9 protein-coding genes are annotated in these 18,081 nt (G+C 38.3%); 4 read left to right on the top strand and 5 right to left on the bottom strand.

Annotation, left to right across the window (positions count from 1 at the left end; genetic code table 11):
- Positions 1-3 precede the first annotated feature (3 nt).
- The gene (locus J0L69_16620) at positions 4-2,103 is read right to left on the bottom strand and encodes a S9 family peptidase (protein MBN8694820.1); all 2,100 of its coding nucleotides are present in this window, start codon (positions 2,101-2,103) and stop codon (positions 4-6) included.
- A 189-nt stretch (positions 2,104-2,292) separates the two neighbouring features.
- Here J0L69_16620 and J0L69_16615 point away from each other — a divergent pair, with 189 nt between their 5' ends.
- The 3 genes from J0L69_16615 to J0L69_16605 all read left to right on the top strand — a co-directional run bounded on the left by J0L69_16615 (position 2,293) and on the right by J0L69_16605 (position 5,931).
- Positions 2,293-3,312: a glucosaminidase domain-containing protein gene (locus tag J0L69_16615; GenBank protein MBN8694819.1), complete on the top strand. Its 1,020-nt coding sequence runs from the start codon at positions 2,293-2,295 to the stop codon at positions 3,310-3,312.
- 70 nt (positions 3,313-3,382) lie between these two features.
- The gene (locus tag J0L69_16610; GenBank protein ID MBN8694818.1) at positions 3,383-5,542 is read left to right on the top strand and encodes a SurA N-terminal domain-containing protein; all 2,160 of its coding nucleotides are present in this window, start codon (positions 3,383-3,385) and stop codon (positions 5,540-5,542) included.
- A 59-nt stretch (positions 5,543-5,601) separates the two neighbouring features.
- Positions 5,602-5,931 carry a 2Fe-2S iron-sulfur cluster binding domain-containing protein gene (locus tag J0L69_16605; GenBank protein MBN8694817.1) on the top strand — a complete coding sequence of 110 codons (330 nt, stop codon included), beginning with the start codon at positions 5,602-5,604 and terminating at the stop codon, positions 5,929-5,931.
- On the opposite strand, the gene J0L69_16600 is transcribed toward J0L69_16605, so the two are convergent.
- The 4 genes from J0L69_16600 to J0L69_16585 are packed head-to-tail and all read right to left on the bottom strand — an operon-like array spanning position 5,924 to position 9,406.
- Positions 5,924-7,105, bottom strand: a complete 1,182-nt coding sequence (locus J0L69_16600; protein ID MBN8694816.1) for a serine hydrolase — start codon at positions 7,103-7,105, stop codon at positions 5,924-5,926. The two genes, J0L69_16605 and J0L69_16600, sit on opposite strands and share 8 nt — an antisense overlap.
- Before the next feature lie 3 nt (positions 7,106-7,108).
- Positions 7,109-7,837 carry a lipoyl(octanoyl) transferase LipB gene (lipB, locus tag J0L69_16595; GenBank protein ID MBN8694815.1) on the bottom strand — a complete coding sequence of 243 codons (729 nt, stop codon included), beginning with the start codon at positions 7,835-7,837 and terminating at the stop codon, positions 7,109-7,111.
- Positions 7,838-8,818, bottom strand: coding sequence for a bifunctional phosphoglucose/phosphomannose isomerase (locus tag J0L69_16590; protein ID MBN8694814.1), 981 nt, complete (start codon positions 8,816-8,818; stop codon positions 7,838-7,840).
- Positions 8,819-8,854: 36 nt separating this feature from the next.
- Positions 8,855-9,406 carry an NUDIX hydrolase gene (locus tag J0L69_16585; GenBank protein ID MBN8694813.1) on the bottom strand — a complete coding sequence of 184 codons (552 nt, stop codon included), beginning with the start codon at positions 9,404-9,406 and terminating at the stop codon, positions 8,855-8,857.
- Positions 9,407-9,563: 157 nt separating this feature from the next.
- Here J0L69_16585 and J0L69_16580 point away from each other — a divergent pair, with 157 nt between their 5' ends.
- Entirely contained in the window at positions 9,564-18,080 is an 8,517-nt protein-coding gene (locus J0L69_16580; GenBank protein MBN8694812.1) for a gliding motility-associated C-terminal domain-containing protein, read from the top strand.
- Position 18,081 lies beyond the last annotated feature (1 nt).

Here is an 18,081-nt window from a genome sequence, read left to right as displayed (position 1 = left end):
GCCCTAATAGTTAATGCCTAAATTGTAAAATACAAAGCTCCACATATCGCCAAATTCATCAATTTGTTTAGACGTTGGTTTTCCTGCTCCATGACCGGCTTTAACATCCACACGAATGAGTGCCGGATTTTCTCCTTGCGCATTTTCTTGCAACGTGGCTGCAAATTTAAAGGAGTGTGCAGGCACTACACGGTCGTCGTGATCGCCGGTTAACACCATCGTTGCCGGATAATTGGTTTTCTTCACATTATGTAAGGGCGAATATTTAATTAAGCAATTAAACTCTTCTTTGTTTTCGCTATTCCCATAATCTACACTCCAGGCACGGCCAATTGTGAATTTATGAAAGCGCAGCATATCTAATACACCTACTGTAGGAAGCGCTACTTTACAAATATCCGGACGTTGAGTCATAACAGCGCCAATTAGTAAACCTCCATTACTTCGGCCGTGTATCGCTAATTTTTGATGCGATGTGTATTTGTTTTGTACGAGATAATTTGCAGCTGCAATGAAGTCGTCAAATACATTTTGTTTTTTGCATTTGGTTCCTTCCTTATGCCATTCTTCCCCGTATTCTCCACCTCCGCGCATGTTGGCCACACAGTAAATTCCGCCCGCTTCTAAGAATACAGCGCGGTCAATTCTGAATTCAGGCGTGATGGAAATATTAAATCCGCCATAGCCATAAAGAAAACAAGGAGTGTTGCCGTTTAAAACTAAATCTTTTTTATGGGTAATAAACATTGGGATTTTAGTTCCGTCTTTGCTTTCCAAAAACACTTGTTTGGTCACATAGTCTTCCGATTTGAAATCTATTTGCGGTTTAAAAATTTCAATACTCTGACTAGTTGCCATGTCGTAATAATAATTTTTGGATGGAGAGGTGAATTGAACCACAGAATAGGTGAAGAATTTATAGGCGCGTTCAGCGTGTAATTCATTCAGCTTGCAAAATTCCGGTAATGGAATTTCTTTTTCAAAAGTACCATCCATCGCAAACATATAAAGGTGTGACGAAACATCTTTAAGATAAGAACCCAAAATTTTACCATTACAAAAAGCCACACTTTCCAGTAAATCTGCTTTTTCTCCAACTACATCTTTCCAGTTTTCGCCTTGCGGTTTTTTCACATCTATTTTTACTAATTTATATTTTGGCGCACCATGATTAGTTCTAACAAATAAATTAGAGCCAATGTTATCTACCACACTGTATTCATAATCAAAAGTTCCGTTGATGATGGTAAACGGACTATTCGCAATCGATAAATCTTTCACCATAAGCATTTCACCACTGGTGCTTTCGCTTACATACAAAACTAAAAAGCGCTCATCATGGGTTACCTGCGTGCCAAAGTTATAATTGGGATGTATTTTATCTTCGAATATTAATTCATCCTTGTCTTGCGTGGTTCCTACTTTGTGATAGTATACTTTGTGAAACTGATTTTTACCGGTGTAGGTTTGTCCTTTTACGGGCTCATCATAACGACTATAATAAAAACCGTTTCCTTTCCATGACATTCCGGAAAACTTCACCCATTTTATTTCATCTACCAAATCTTGTTTGGTTGAAATATCTTTCACATGTATTTCTACCCAATCACTTCCGGCCTTTGAAATACCGTAGGCTAAATATTGTCCGTTTTTAGAAATGGAAATACTGGCTAGCGATATTGTTCCATCCGTTGATAGCGTATTAGGATCCAATAAAACTTCACCGTTTCCGCAACAAGTGTCTTTTTGAGAGTAGAGAACACTTTGATTTTGTAACCCGTCATTTTTATACCAAAAAAAGCGGTCTCCTTTTTTAAAGGGCGGGCTTGCTTTTTGATAATTCCAGATTTGCGTAAGGCGTTGTTTTATTTTTGCGCGATAGGGAATTTTATCCAAATAGGAATAGGTAAGTTTATTTTGTTCTTCTACCCACGCTTTTGTTTCAGCGCTGTTATCATCTTCCAACCAACGATACGGATCGGCGATTTTTGTACCGAAATAATCGTCGGTTACAGTCTCCTTTTTAGTCTTAGGATAATTGAACGAAGTTTGCGCACTTGCTGCAAAGCAGGTAATGGTAAAGAGTGTAATTAGATTTCGCATCTTATTTAAAGTAGGTTTGAAGATACTAAATATAGGTATTGGGAAAGGTTAAGATTTAGGAATTCTTGGAGAGCAAAACATTGTAGTCAACAATTCATTAACAATGGATTTATAAATGTCAATAAAACAAAAAGAAATTGTGGACTTTCATTTATTCCTAATTCCGAAATAAATACAATATTGCTTCTGATGTTTTTTAACACAAGCATAAAGTATTTGATTTTCTTTTCTCTGATTAATTTCGGATTGAATGCCCGTGCACAAAAATTTTCGGATGAAGATTTTATCGCCGGTTCAAGCGAAGAGATAGCAAAACCATTTAGTGCAAGGGAGTATATTGAGCATTTTAAGGAAGATGCGATAAAGGAAATGTATCTGAATAAAATTCCTGCCAGTATAGTTTTAGCACAAGCTATGTTTGAGAGTGATAACGGGAACAGTGAATTAGCGCGCAACGCAAAAAATCATTTCGGCATTAAGTGTAAATTGGATTGGTGCGGTGATTCTTATTCGAAAGATGACGAAGAAAAAAATGAATGTTTTAGAAAGTATACTTCGGTTTTGGCTTCATATACCGACCACTCCATATTTCTGAAAACTCGCCCTCGTTACGCGTTTTTATTTGATATTCCGCTCACCGATTATAAATCATGGTGCCACGGACTAAAGGAAGCCGGCTATGCTACCGATCCGAATTACGCGAAGCGACTCATCAATATTATCGAAAAGTATAAACTTTACGAATTTGATAAGCATCAGTTAATTGAAAAGCCGGTTTTCCCGGGACTGGAAATCAAGAATCCGGAATTGGATTTGCGTACAGTTTATCAGTATAATAGCGGACGGTTTATTATTACCAAAGAAGGCGATTCGTTTTTTAAAATAGCCACCGAATTTGACATAGAACTTGAAAAATTAATGGATTATAACGATTTCAAAAAAGGAGATAAAATCGAGATCGGTCAAAAAATTTACCTCGAACCAAAGAAGGAAAAAGCCAAAGAGCCTTACCATTTGGTTAAAAAGGGCGAAACTTTAAGACAAATATCACAAACCCACGGACTTAAGCTATCCGTGCTTTGTAAAAATAACCATTTAAAAACCAACTATATACCAAAACCAGGGGAGATTCTTTATCTGCAAGAGGAAAAGCCGTTTGGTGCCATTCCGCTTACCGCCGAAGACAACGCTTTTCGCGAAAATTTTTAGCGCTTTTTAGGCAAAAAAAGCCCGTTTTTCGGTAATTATTTTATCTTTGCACTTCTTAAAAAAACAGAACATGAGTATTCTCGAACAAATTCGTAGCAGAACCGGATTATTAGTTGGTTTAGTTGGTTTAGCATTGGTAATTTTTATTTTGGAAAGTTTATTGGGTTCAGGCCAGTCTTTATTCGGCTCAGCCAATACAACCGTAGGTGTGATTGGTGGCGAAACCATCGATTATACCCGTTATAATAATAAGATTAACGAACAGGCTGCAATGATTATGCAGAACAATCCAAACGCTAACATTGATGAACAAATGCGTTCACAAATTGGTGAAGTGGTTTGGAATACTTTTATTTCTGAAATCGTTGTTAAACCTGAATACAGAAAAGTAGGTATCAGTGTTGGTGAAGATGAATTATATGATATGATGTTAGTGCACCCACATCAAATGGTTGTACAACAATTAACGGATAAGAACACAGGTAAAGTTTATGATGTGGTAGCAGGTCCTGATGGCTCATTAGATTTAATGAAATTAAATCAGTGGGTGAACAATATGACACCTGATGCTGAGCGTTTCTGGATGAATTTAGAACAAGGTATTGCAGAATCTCGTGAAGCTGAGAAGTATGCTGCTCTTGTAAAAAAAGGTCTATACGTTACTAATGCTGAAGCAAAAGAAATTTTAGCGCAACAAACCAAACAAATGAATATCGGATTTGTAATGAAGCGTTACACTGCAGTTTCTGATTCAGCTGTTAAGATTAACGAAGATGATATTAATAAATATTATAAAGATCACTTATACGAATTCAACAGTTATGAAACTACACGTAAAATTGAGTACGTAAGTTTTGATGTTGTTCCAAGCGAACAAGACATGGTAAATCTTGAGAATGATATGAAGCGTATTGCAGAAGAATTCAAAACCAAAACTGCAAAAGAAGATTCATCTTATATTGCTCAGGAAAGTGAAGAAGGACAAGTAACCATCAGTGATTTAACAAAGAAGACAATGATCATTCGTGATTCATCAGTTTATACAGATCCTGTTGGAACAGTTTATGGTCCTTACAACGAAGGCGCTTACTTTAAAGTTTACAAACTATCCGGTGTAAAACAAGTAGCTGATTCAGCTCGTGTTCGTCACATCTTAATTGGATTAACAGATACCCGCACTAATCAACCGCGTACTGCTCCTGTTGCAAAACGTATGGCTGATAGTATTTTAACTTTATTAAAAAACAAACAAGTTGTATTTGATTCTAATTATGTAAAAGCAGTGAGTGATGATCCGGGTTCTTTTGGTAATGGTGGAGATTACGGTTGGTTTGATGAGAACAAAGGATTTGTTGAGCCATTTAAAAAGGCAGGTTTAGAAGGAACTAAAGGAAATATCAGCGTTGTAGAAACACAATTTGGTTACCATATTATCGAAGTGTTAGATGTTTCTAAAACTTCACACACTGCGTACCGTGTAGCTCAGATTTTCAAGTTAATTGGTCCTAGTCCTGAAACAACCAAAGAATATTATAAGCTTGCTACTGATTTCGGTGGACAAAACAACACTTCTGATTTGTTTGAAAAAGCTATCGAAAAACAAAAGTTAAATAAGCGTATTGCTGATAACATTAAGGAAAACGACAAAACTTTACCAGGACTTGATAACGCGAAGGAATTAGTTAAGTGGATGTATGCTGCTAATAAAGGAGATGTTTCTTCTCAAGTGTTTGAGTTCAAAGATAAATTCGTTGTTGCGCACTTAACAGGAATCAGAAATAAAGGCACTTTACCTTTGGATGAAGTTCGTGAAGAAGTTATCGTTAAAGCACGTCGCGATAAGAAAGCTCAGGAAATGATGAAAGAATTTACTGCTAAAGCAGGAGGTTCAAAATCTATTGATGAGATTTCTTCTAAGTTAGGTTTAGGCGTTGAGAATATGGAAAACTTAACATTCACTTCATTTAATGTGGTAAATGTTGGTCGCGAAGACGCATTAATCGGAACAGCAAGCGGATTAAAAGCCGGAGCTATTTCAAAACCCGTGATTGGAGAAAACGGTGTGTTTATTGTTGCAGTTTCTGCGGTAAACGAAGCTAAAGTTCCAACCACAGTAGCTGATGCAAAAAATCAAGCTGAGCAAGTATTAGTAGGTCGTTCTGATTATGAAGTTTACAACGCAATGCGCGATGTAGCTAACATTGAAGATCACCGTGCTAAATTCGAATAATATTAATTGATTATTTAAGCCCTGTCGCCACACGACGGGGCTTTTTTTTAAATACCAACATGGCAGATATTACAATAAACATTCAAAATCCTGATAACACAATTACTTCTTTGGTTGCTCCAACCGACATGGGATTAAGTTTGATGGAGTTTTTAAAAGGTAACGAATACGACATTCTTGCTACTTGCGGAGGCATGGCTTTATGCGCAACATGTCACGTTGAGGTAATAACAGGTTACGATAATTTGCATGAAATAAGCAATGATGAAGGAGCAATGCTCGATACATTACCTAACATCACAAACACTTCACGTCTTTCTTGTCAGTTGAAGTTGAATGATAGTATGGATGGCATTACCGTAAAAATTATGGGCGACGGCCTTAGTTAATTTTTGAAGGATACATTTTCTCAAAGGCTTCAATACACATTGTTACGTCATCCGGACAATGATTATCATTTAGTTTAGGACGACGTTCTCTTCCCAATTTTACTATCACTAATTTGTATTTTGGAATACACATAATGTATTGTCCTAAAATTCCTCTTGCGTAAAATACCTCCAGGTTATTATAGGATGTAAGCCACCAACTGTAACCATACGTTCTGTTTTTGCAACCATCACTTTCATTGCAATCATATGGTAAAATACTTTGATGGATATAAACGGAATCTATAATTTGTTTACCATTCCATTTCCCAAAATTTAAATACAACATGCCTAATCGAGCGAAATCTTTAGCATTGCTGTTTAAGCAACAAAATCCTTTTTCGTAGCCATCTTTTTTATCCAAACTCCACCAGGCAGGTTGTTCGCAACCTAATTCCTTCCATAAACGTTCACTCAAATAATCCGACAAAGGTTTACCAACCGCTTTAGAAATGCAAACGCCGAGAAGGGCTGTATTACCGCTCATGTAGCGAAATGTTTTTCCCGGTTCCTCTCCTAAAGGATATTTGGTAGATGCTTCTAGTAAATTTTCGCCGTAATAGCCTTCGGCAGGATAGGCAAACGGATTGATATAGTTTTCATCAAAATCAACTCCGGAAGTCATGCTTACTAAATGTTTTAAAGTAACATGTTCGCGGCCCTTCTCTTTAAATTCGGGAATAAATGTTGAAACAGGTTCGTCAATAGTTTTTATGTAGCCATCCGTTAAAGCACAACCTAATAAAGCACTAACATAACTTTTCGAAACGCTAAATGAATTTGTATGTGAAGTGTCAGAATAACCATCCCAATATTGTTCATGTAATAAACTATCGTTATGTAATATCACTAAGGCATGGGTAGCATAATTCTCTAATGTTTTTTTCGTTTCTTCAGGAAGAGGAACACTATTATAGTGTTTGGAAAGATGTAGTGGAGTAGGTGAAAGCGCATGTATTTTTCGATTCTCAAAAATTTGAAATTCAGTCGCGGAAGGGCCGGTTCTGCCTTTGAAGTAGGTATTCCACATGCCTTTGTATAAATACAACTTACCGCTTACTAAAATAGCGATATTGAAAAGGACGAAGGCTCCTATTATAAAGTAAACTAAAAACTTAACTATTTTTTTGAGCATAATTTATGGTAAAACGATCGGTTCTTCCACTATATTGCATTCGAACAATGCCGTGAAGTGTTTTTTTAACTTTTGTTTTACTTCATCAAGATTTACTTTTTCAACGCCCAACTCTTTATGTAAACTCGTTACAGCTTTGTTCTGAATGCCGCACGGAACGATATTATTAAAATAATCAAGATTTGCATTTACATTGAAACCCCATCCGTGCATGGTTACCCAACGGCTGCATCTTACACCAAACGCACAAATTTTACGGGCTTTTAGAGGATCGTTCACATCAATCCAAACACCTGTTTCACCTTTGCTTCTTTCACCTTTAACGCCATATTCTGCAATTGTTAATATAATAGTTTCTTCCAATAAGCGCAGATATTGATGAATGTCGGTGAAGAAATTATCGAGATCCAGAATAGGATAACCAACTAATTGCCCGGGTCCGTGGTACGTTATATCTCCACCGCGGTTAATTTTATAATAAGTTGCTTGCTTTTGTTTAAGAGCCTCGTCGTTAATTAATAGGTGGGCGGCATCGCCGCTTTTACCTAAGGTATAAACATGTGGGTGCTCAACAAATAATAAATAATTTTTAGTTGGAATTGAGGTGTTATTGTTACGATTGTAGATTTTTTGTTCAATCGTAGTATTAAACAAACTCTCCTGGTAATCCCAACAGGCTTTGTAATCCATTAAACCAAGGTCGCTGAATATAACCTCTTTGTTTTTGGACATTTAAAATTTTGAGAGTTCGTTTTTAAGATGATTGATAATGTTTACTTCAACCGCATCGATATTTTTAATTTCCGCGATGTAAACACTAATCCAATCTCCGATATTAATGAGATAAATAAATTGTTCTAACTTATTTTGGCCTTTTGCCATTACATCAATTACGCCTGAAGAATATTTTTCAAAAACGGGTTTGCACACTTCATAACGTTTTTTAGTGCGGGCATAATCAAACGAAGTGTGGAAAGTAATAACTTTTAAAGCATCATTTTTTGAAGTCCAGCCTACCAATTCATTGTGATTCATTTCAGGAAATACATGATGCCAGCAAAGCATTTTACTGTTTTCATTAATTTGTTGTCTGAATCGAACACACACACCTTCACTTCCTCCTAAAGAATAAATAATCGGTAATTTGTTATTTAATTCTTTCGCAATATGAAGGGCTTCCTGAGTGATATGAGTTTTTTCTTTTTCTAATAATGTAACGCAGCCTTTAACTTCATTTAGTAATGATTCCGGCGCGAGCTTATAGAAGGTAAATATTTTTATTAGTTGAACTAAAGAATAACCAATACAAGAACGTGGTGGATTTCCTCCGGGAATTGTAATCACATCAAAATTATTTTTTGAAGCTAATTCAGCCACTTTACCGCCGCTGGTAACACAAACCACTTGTGCTTTTTTTGCAATGGCTTGTTCCATGGCTTGTAGTGTTTCTTCCGTATTTCCGGAGTAGGAAGAAATAATCACTAAAGTATTAGGGCCGGTAAATGCCGGTAAAAAATAATCTTTGTTAATGGTAACAGGTACAGGACAATTATCTGAAACAAGTTCGCTGATAATAGTACCTCCAATGCCTGAGCCGCCAAGCCCGGTAATGATAACATTTTGAATATTGTTTTTAGGAGATAATTTTGCTCCATTCGCAATATCAAATGCTTCACGTAATTGGTTTGGAAAATTTTCAACTAGCTTTTTCATAAAAAGGGAAGCTAAAGGTAAGAATAATATCGGACATCAAATGAGGCCTTGCTCCATCATAATTTTTGTTTTTAATATAGCAGCAACAGAGATGGCATCCGTAATTTTCCCTGTCATTACCCAATCGTAGGCTTCATTCAGATGAATTCGTTTTACTTGAAGAACCTCGCTCTCTTCAGGTTCGGCCGATTCAAAATCTAAATTTTTAGCTAAATAAACAATGGCTAATTCATTAGTGGCCGAGTTGCTTAAATGCAAACGCATAATTTCTTGGAAGTCTTTGGCAACAATCCCGGTCTCTTCTTTTAATTCGCGTTTGGCAGAATTTAAAGGATCAATTCCAAGAGGTCCTCCGCCTTCCGGAATTTCCCAGCAGTACTCTTCCAATGGATAGCGCCATTGTCCAACGAGCCATGTAAAGCCTTCATTATCAATGGGTAAAATTCCAATGGCGAGGTTTTTAAAATTAACAACGCTATAAGTAGCCGGTTTTCCGGCTGGGTTTAAAACATCGTGTTTCACGACTTTAATCCAAGGAGATTCGTAAACATCTTCAGATTTTTTTGTAATCCAGGGGTTGTTTTCCATTGCGTAATTGAAAGGTTTAACTAATTGTATAATTCCGTTCGCTAAGTAATAAATAGATTTCCAACAAGCAAATTGTTAATTACCTGTTTATTGCATTAATTTTTAGTAACTTTTAACACTTAAATTCGTACAACTTTCAAAGTTTATGACACTTCGCGTGAAAAGACATTTATACTCACTTCTATTATTTTTCTTCTTAACAACTTCTTATGCTCAAACGTATTATTGGGTGGGTGGTTCCGGTAAATGGAATGATCCGAAACATTGGTCATTAACAAGTGGAGGTAATCCGGTTTTTAAAGCGCCGGATATTAATTCAGATGTAGTTTTCGATAATTACTCAGCAGACAATGTTATTGAATTGGTGGGTAAGAATGAAGTGCGTTCGATTTACTTTAATAATAAAACAAAGATTTATGTTGTCGGTGATGCAAGTACTGAACTTGCGATTGCAGGAAATTTTAAATTAAGTAACGCTACACGTTTCGATGCTCAAACCAAATTAGTTTTTAAGAGTAATTCAAGTCAGAAGAACACAATTTACTCGGCCTTTGGAGAACTTAACAATGATATTGTTTTTGAAAATGGTAGTTGGGAAATATCTCAATTACAAACCAAAAAGAACATTTATGTGAATGGCGGAAAATTTGAGTTATTAAACGGGTATTTAAAATGTTATGATTTTATTGCCACCGATAATTCGAATGTTTCATTTATTAATTCGGGAACTACGATTATAAATAAAATCAGTATTTCGAATTTAGCTACTGTGAACGCTAAAGATTATTTTTTATTGGCGAAAAAATCAAATCCATTATTATATAAAGTTCCTCCTGTATTTAATGATGTATCTAAAGTAAAATCAGGAGAGCAGATTTTAGCCTGCGGCATTACTACTGCGGTTACGCTTCCTACTTGTCCTAATATTTGTAATGGTGTAATCTCTTTTACTTTTGATGCTGGTTGTCTTTCTAATCCGTATTTTATTTCTTATCCAGGATGGCCGGCGGCTTGTACGGCCGCACCAACTGCAACTTCCATTAATGCTCCAACAACTTTTTCTTTAAGCAATCTTTGTAAATGCGGTTCCTTATATCAGATTGCAGTAACGGATGCAACTCTTGGTGTGGTTGGTTTTTTTCAGGTAGCGATGGTAATGGCTGATTTGGATTTTACGCCATTATCAGTAACACAACCAAGTTGTAATGCTGCATGTAACGGTTCTATCAATGGATTTATTTCAGGTGGTACTCCAAATTATTCAGGTACTGTTACGCCGGGCGGACAAACATTTACAACGGCCATTGGCGCCAACTTAACTAATCTATGTGCTGGTAACTATACTTTAAATATTACAGATAGTAAGGGTTGTGCTTATAGTGAAACTGTAACAATGACGCAACCAAATCCTATTTTACCTAATTTAGTTACACAAAGTATTTCATGTTTTGGTCAATGTACGGGTTCAGCTTCCGTTTCTCCAACCGGTGGTAATCTTGGTACATATACTGCAACTTGGCTTCCTTCAGGAACAACCGTTTCCATTCCTTCTGGTAATACGGCCGGATTAAATGGCCTATGTGTAGGTAATAATACCGTTATTATTCGCGACGTTAATACATGTAGTGTCAGTACTACTTTTTCTATTTCTCAACCTGCAACATCAGTTACAGCAACACAATCACAAACAAATGTGACTTGTGGTGGATTATGTAATGCAAGCGCATCCATAACTGCAAGCGGTGGTTCTCCGGGTTATACATATACATGGTCGCCGGCACCGGGTGGCGGACAAGGAACAACATTAGCAACCGGTTTGTGCGGTTCTTTAACACCCGCTCCTGCTAATTATACTGTTTCCATTGCAGATTCGAAAGGATGTACTATAACAAGAACGTTTTCAATCACTGCTCCTCCAACACTCACAGCAAATCCCACATTTACTAATGCTACTTGTAATGGAACCTGTAATGGTTCTGCGAATGCAAATCCAAGTGGAGGAGTGCCGCCGTACGTTATAAGTTGGTCTGGTCCTTCCGGATTTTCTTCAACATCAGCAAACATTACCAATTTGTGCGCAGGCAATTATACTTTAACAGTTACAGACGCTTCTTTATGTGTAACTACACCTACTGTTATTACAATCACTCAGCCGCCACCTATTACGCTTACGGTAAACTCGGCAAGTATTACTTGTTTTGGTGCATGTACAGGTTCAGCTGTTGCTAATGCTTCCGGTGGAAATGGTGGTTTCACTTATACATGGTCGCCGGGTAACCCAACCGGACAAGGCACACCTACTGTTACTAATTTATGCGCAGGAAATTACACTATTGCGGTAAGAGACGCAAGTTTGTGTGCGGCAAACACAACCTTCACCATTTCTCAACCCATTCAAATTAATCAGAATGTTACAACAACGAGTTTAACATGTAATAATGTATGTACAGGCGTAATTAACTCTACACCTAGTGGAGGAAGTGGAGCGCCTTATACCTTTACTTTAGCATCAGCAAGTTCAACCGTTACTACCAATCCGCCTTATAACGGATTGTGTGCAGGCGTTTATACATTATTTGTAAGAGATGCCGGTGGTTGTGTACGAACACAAACGTATAATATTGCCCAACCTAACGCGTTAACTATTTCTGCAAATACAACTTCAATTTCTTGTTTTGGAAATTGTAACGCTTCTTTATCTGGAAGTGCCGGTGGGGGAACACCAATATATACATTCGTTTGGACAACTCCTACTTCAACTATTAACGGTGCAGTCATTAACGGACAATGTGCAGGAAATTTTACTTTAACTGTAACGGATGCAAACGGATGTGCCACAAACACGGCAGTAACAATTACGCAGCCTACTGATGTTACCGTAGCTTTAACACCTAATCCGCCAAGTTGTAATAATGGTTGTAATGGTTCCATTACCTCAACTGTTTCCGGCGGTACTCCAGCTTATACGTATAATTGGTCAACCGGAAGCACACTTACAACAGTTGGTTCTTTATGTTCGGGGAATTATACTTTAGTCGTAACTGATAGCAGAGGGTGTACAAAAACTACAACCACAAATATTTCGAATCCGTTGCCAATTGCTATTACAACAACAGCTGTACCTACGAATTGTGCCGGTACTTGCGACGGACAAGGCTTAGCACTTGCATCGGGTGGTACACCCGGATATAATTATAGTTGGAGTACAGTTCCGGTTCAAACCGGAACGGTTGCATCTAATTTATGTAGCGGAAACTATGTTGTTACCGTAACGGATTCTCAAGGATGTACTAATTCTGCTAACGTAAATATCACATCGCCGCCAACATTAACAGCGGCTATTACAGGAATACAACCAAGTTGTAATGCGTGTACGGGTGCCGCAACAATTACGGCCGGAGGAGGAACACCTGCATTCACTTATTCTTGGATTCCATCTTCACAAACAAATTCGGTGGCCACCAATTTATGTGTTGGTCAACAAACAGTAATTGTTTCCGATAGTCGCGGATGTACCGTTACCAGAACAGTTAACATTGTACAAACGGTAAGCGTAAATATCACAACAACCGGTACAGTTTTAACTTGTAATAATGGTTGCACAGGTGCCGCAAGCGCTAATGCAAGTGGTGGAACACTACCTTATACTTATACATGGACTTCTGTTCCGACACAATCAACGCAAGTTGCAAGCGGATTGTGTGCCGGCTTATATACTGTTACTGTTGCAGATCAATTAGGATGTTCTAATACCGGAACGATTAGTTTTGTTAATCCACCGGCAATAAATGTAACATCTACTGTTACAGCAGCTACGTGTAATTCGGTTTGCAACGGTGCAATTAGTGTTACCGCTAGTGGTGGTACAGGCGCACTTTCGTATACATGGTCGCCGGGTAATCCAACCGGACAAGGAACACCAAATGTTACAAATTTATGTGCGGGGAATTATACAGTTGATATTCGAGATGCGAATAATTGTATTCAAACACGTACGTTTACGATCTCAGAGCCAAGTGCAATTACATCAACATTTACTTCCGTTAATCCAACAACATGTTCTGGAACTAACGGTTCGATAACTGCTACAATTGGTGGAGGAACACCGGCATATCAATTCACCTGGACACCGGGCGGATCCACATCGGCAACATTAACTAATGTAGGCGCAGGCACATATACTCTAACTATTCGTGATAATGCAGGTTGTACGCAAACCTTAGTGACAACTTTAAGTGACCCAACAGGTCCAACTATAACAGTTACTTCTTCATCTGTTACATGTCCTGCATTATGTAATGGAACTGCATCGGTTAGTGCAGTGGGTACAGCACCAATAACTTTTAGTTGGTCAACCGGCGCTACCACTCCAAACATTAGCGGATTATGTCAGGGAACATTTGCAGTAAATGTTTCGGATGCTACAAATTGTACCGTTAGTCAAACATTTGCAATTGCACAGCCACCAACGTTTAGTTTAAATGCAACTTCATTTAATGCAGGATGTAATTCATCATGCAACGGAAGCATTACTACCTCACCGGCAGGTGGTACGCCGGGATATACTGTAACTTGGTTACCAGGTTCTGTAACTACACAAACCTTAACAAACCTTTGTGCGGGAACGTATTCCGCTAATGTAACCGATGCGAATGGTTGTGCCTATGCGCAAACATTTACAATTACTCAGCCAACATCAGTAGCGGCTTCAGTTACGGGAACAAATGTTTTATGTAATACAGCATGTAACGGATCAGCATCTGTAACACCTTCCGGAGGAACTGCGCCGTACACCTTTACCTGGACACCTTTACCACCTTTCGCAGGATCGTCTTTCCCAACAGTAAACGGATTATGTCCGGGTGTATATAGCGTAACAGTTATTGATGCCAATCTTTGTCAGACAACAGCAACTGTTCAGATTACAGAGCCTAGTGCTTTAACAGGAACTGTTAATGTAACGAACGCTATTTGTAATTCACAATGCAACGGATCGGCATCGGTAACAATTGGTGGAGGAACACCAACTTATACTTTCAGTTGGTCAGGCTCAGCATCAACAACCAGTGTAGCTTCCAATTTATGTGCCGGAACTTATTCCAGTATTGTTACCGATCTTAACGGATGTTCAGTAACAACAACATTTGCAATTACGCAACCTTCTCCAATATCAGTAACAGCTACGCCAACTAGTCCACTTTGTAACAGCGCATGTAACGGTAGTATAACAACTAATGTAACCGGTGGAACCGGTGCTTATTCTTATACATGGATTCCAACCGGAACCGGTGCGAATCCAACAGCTTTGTGTCCTGGTTCATATACAGTATTTGTAAGAGATATAAATAATTGTTTAGGACAAAATGTAACAAATCTTGTGAATCCTTTGCCGCTGCAAGCGAATGCTACCTTTACTAATCCTAGTTGTAATAGCAATTGTAATGGTGTTGCTATTAGTAATCCTGCCAATGGAACCGCGCCATTCTCTTATACCTGGACTTCAGTTCCAAATCAAAATACACAATCGGCTACGGCGCTTTGTGCAGGTACGTATAGTGTATTTGTATCTGACTTCAACGGTTGTTTAGATACACAACAAGTTGTTTTAGTATCACCTCCATCATTAACAATTAACCCATCTACCAGTGCCGCTACCTGCGGTACGTTATGTAATGGGTCAATTAATGTTGCTCCTTCCGGCGGTACACCTGCTTATACATTTACGTGGACGCCTTCAGTATCTACAGGATCTGTCGCTTCAAATATCTGTGCAGGTATCTATACAGTAATTGTGCGTGATGCCAATAATTGCTCAACTACTTTCCAAATTCCATTGAGTAATTCAAATGGTCCAAGTAGCGCGGTGGTTACTTCTACTAATGTAAATTGTAACGGACAATGTACAGGTGCCGCTTCAGTAACAAATCCGGTGGATGGTACAGCGCCTTATGTTATCGCGTGGGTACCTCCTGTTACTTCAACTGTCAATCCTGCAACAAGTTTATGTGCGGGCACATACACAGCACAGATAACGGATGCAAATTCCTGTATATTATTCCAATCTGTTACTATTACAGAACCGCCATTGATTAATGCAAACACTACGGTTAATCAACCATTATGTGCAGGAAATTGTAACGGAACAATTACAGCAAACGCTTCCGGTGGTTCACCGGCATATACTTATAGCTGGAGTACCGGTGCAACAACATCTTCAATCACGAATATCTGTCCGGGTAATTACACATTAACTGTAACGGATGCTTTAAGTTGTGCGATTACTCAAACGTTTAATTTACCGGGATTAGTTAGTATAACATCCACAACTATTGTAACTAATAATCTTTGTAATGGAACATGTAATGGTAGTATTCTTGCATCTGCTGTTTCAGGAGGCATTGGTCCATATACATTTAGTTGGAGCGATCCATTAGGTCAGAACACACAACAAGCTATCGGATTATGTGATGGTACTTACTCAGTAACTATCACGGATACGCAAGGATGCTTTAATGTCTTCCCGGGAAGTATCACATCACCGGCAGCAATTACAATGACTTCAGCAATTACACAACCATCGTGTGGTTTATGTAATGGCTCTTCAACAGTAACAGCTATTGGTGGAACAGCGCCATTCACCTATTCATGGAGTAATGGTGCAACGGGTGTATCTAGTAATAGTTTGTGTGCAGGTGTTTACATGATTACCATAACAGATAACAATGGTTGTGCTCAGAATGTCAGTTTACCAATTAATAACTCAAGCGGAATTACAGGTGAGACCATTAATATAACGAACGAGGCATGTTTCAATCAGTGTAATGGTGCTGCAACTGTTACAGCTGTTGGTGGAACAGCACCAATCACTTATAATTGGTTAAGCCCTGCATCCACATCTAATACACTTACAGGTTTATGCGGTGGAACATATTTTGTTCAAATGACCGACGCGCAAGGTTGTATTAGAAATGCATCCGTCACCATAAATTCCGCAACCGATTTAACTTTAACTCCAACTGTAACGCAGCCTAGTTGTACCGTTAATAATGGTTCAATAGTAGTAGCGGTAACAGGAGGAACCCCAACGTATACCTTCGCTTGGTTACCTGCAGGTAGTACTGCTACGTTAAGTAATATTGGTCCGGGTAATTATACAGTAACAGTAACTGATAATTCAGGATGTTCAAAAACATTAACGTTCCCAATCAATAATCAGAATGGACCAACATTAGTAGCAAATACAACCAGCGCAACATGTAGCGGAACATGTAATGCAGTAGCAACTGTTAGCGTAACTTCAGGCACATCACCATTTACTTATAACTGGAGTAGTGGAACAGTTGTAAATTCCGGCACCATCAGTACATCAAGTGGATTATGCAGTGGTGTTGTGAATGTAACTGTAACCGCTGCGAATGGTTGCGTTTCGTTACAGAATTTAAATATTTCGCAGCCAACACCTATTGTAGCAGGCTTGCCAATAACAAGCGCACCTCAGTGTAATGGAGATTGCAATGGTAGTATTAATCTAGTGCCAAGTGGCGGAACATTGCCTTATACATATACATGGAGTCCTTCCGGTAGTACAAATCCTTTAACAGGATTGTGTTCCGGAACTTATTCGGCAACAATAACGGATGCTAATGGATGTAATATTTCTTCCACATTTACACTCGTAGACCCTCCTGTATTAACACTAACAACTTCCGTGGTTGACGCATCATGTAACACTGCAAACGATGGTGCCATTACAACTACTGTTACCGGTGGTGTTCCTGTTTACACGTATACTTGGACAGGTCCTTCGGCATTTACAAATACTAATAGTAGTGTAACAAATATTTTACCAGGTACCTATTCATTAACATTGATTGATGCGGCAGGTTGTAGAAAAGACACTAGTATTACCGTTACATCAACCCTAACAGTTTTAGCAGTTGCCGGTAATGATTCAACTTTCTGTCAAACATCAACATTTACACTCAACGGTAGTAACTCAATTAATGGAACTACCTTTAATTGGTATCAAGTTCCATCAGCTTCACCAATCGCAACTGTAGTTACAACAACAGTTAATCCTCCTGTTGGAACAACAACATTTGTTTTAGAAGCAATAAATGGAGCATGTATACATCGTGATACAATTTCCATTACTTCAAATCCTTTACCAATTGTTGATGCCGGACCTAACTATACCATTACTGTATTGACCTCAACCATTATTGGTGGTTCACCAACGGGTCCTGCCGGAAGTACGTTTACCTGGATTCCTTCTTCTACATTAGACAATCCAACTTCATCAAATCCTGTCGCGTCCAATTCGGTTAATACAACTTACACTGTAATAGTAACAGATTCGAATGGATGTGTTGCTTCGGATACAATGCATGTACACATTTTCCCTGAAATTGTAATTCCAAACGGATTTAGTCCGAATACAGATGGCAAAAACGATACGTGGGTAATTGATAATATTATTCAGTTCCCGGATTGTGAAGTGGAGGTATATAACAGATGGGGTGAGCAATTATTCTACTCTAAAGGTTATGGTGTACCATGGGATGGTCGATTCAAAGGAAAAGACTTGCCGGTGGGAACTTATTATTACATCATCAATTTAAATCATAAAAATTTCCCTAAAGCATATACGGGACCTTTAACTATATTCAGATAAC

Source organism: Bacteroidota bacterium, assembly GCA_017303905.1.
Lineage (GTDB): Bacteria > Bacteroidota > Bacteroidia > B-17B0 > Aurantibacillaceae > JAHEYG01.
Note: the sequence above shows the minus strand (reverse complement) of the source record. Positions and strands in the feature narration are given on the sequence as shown.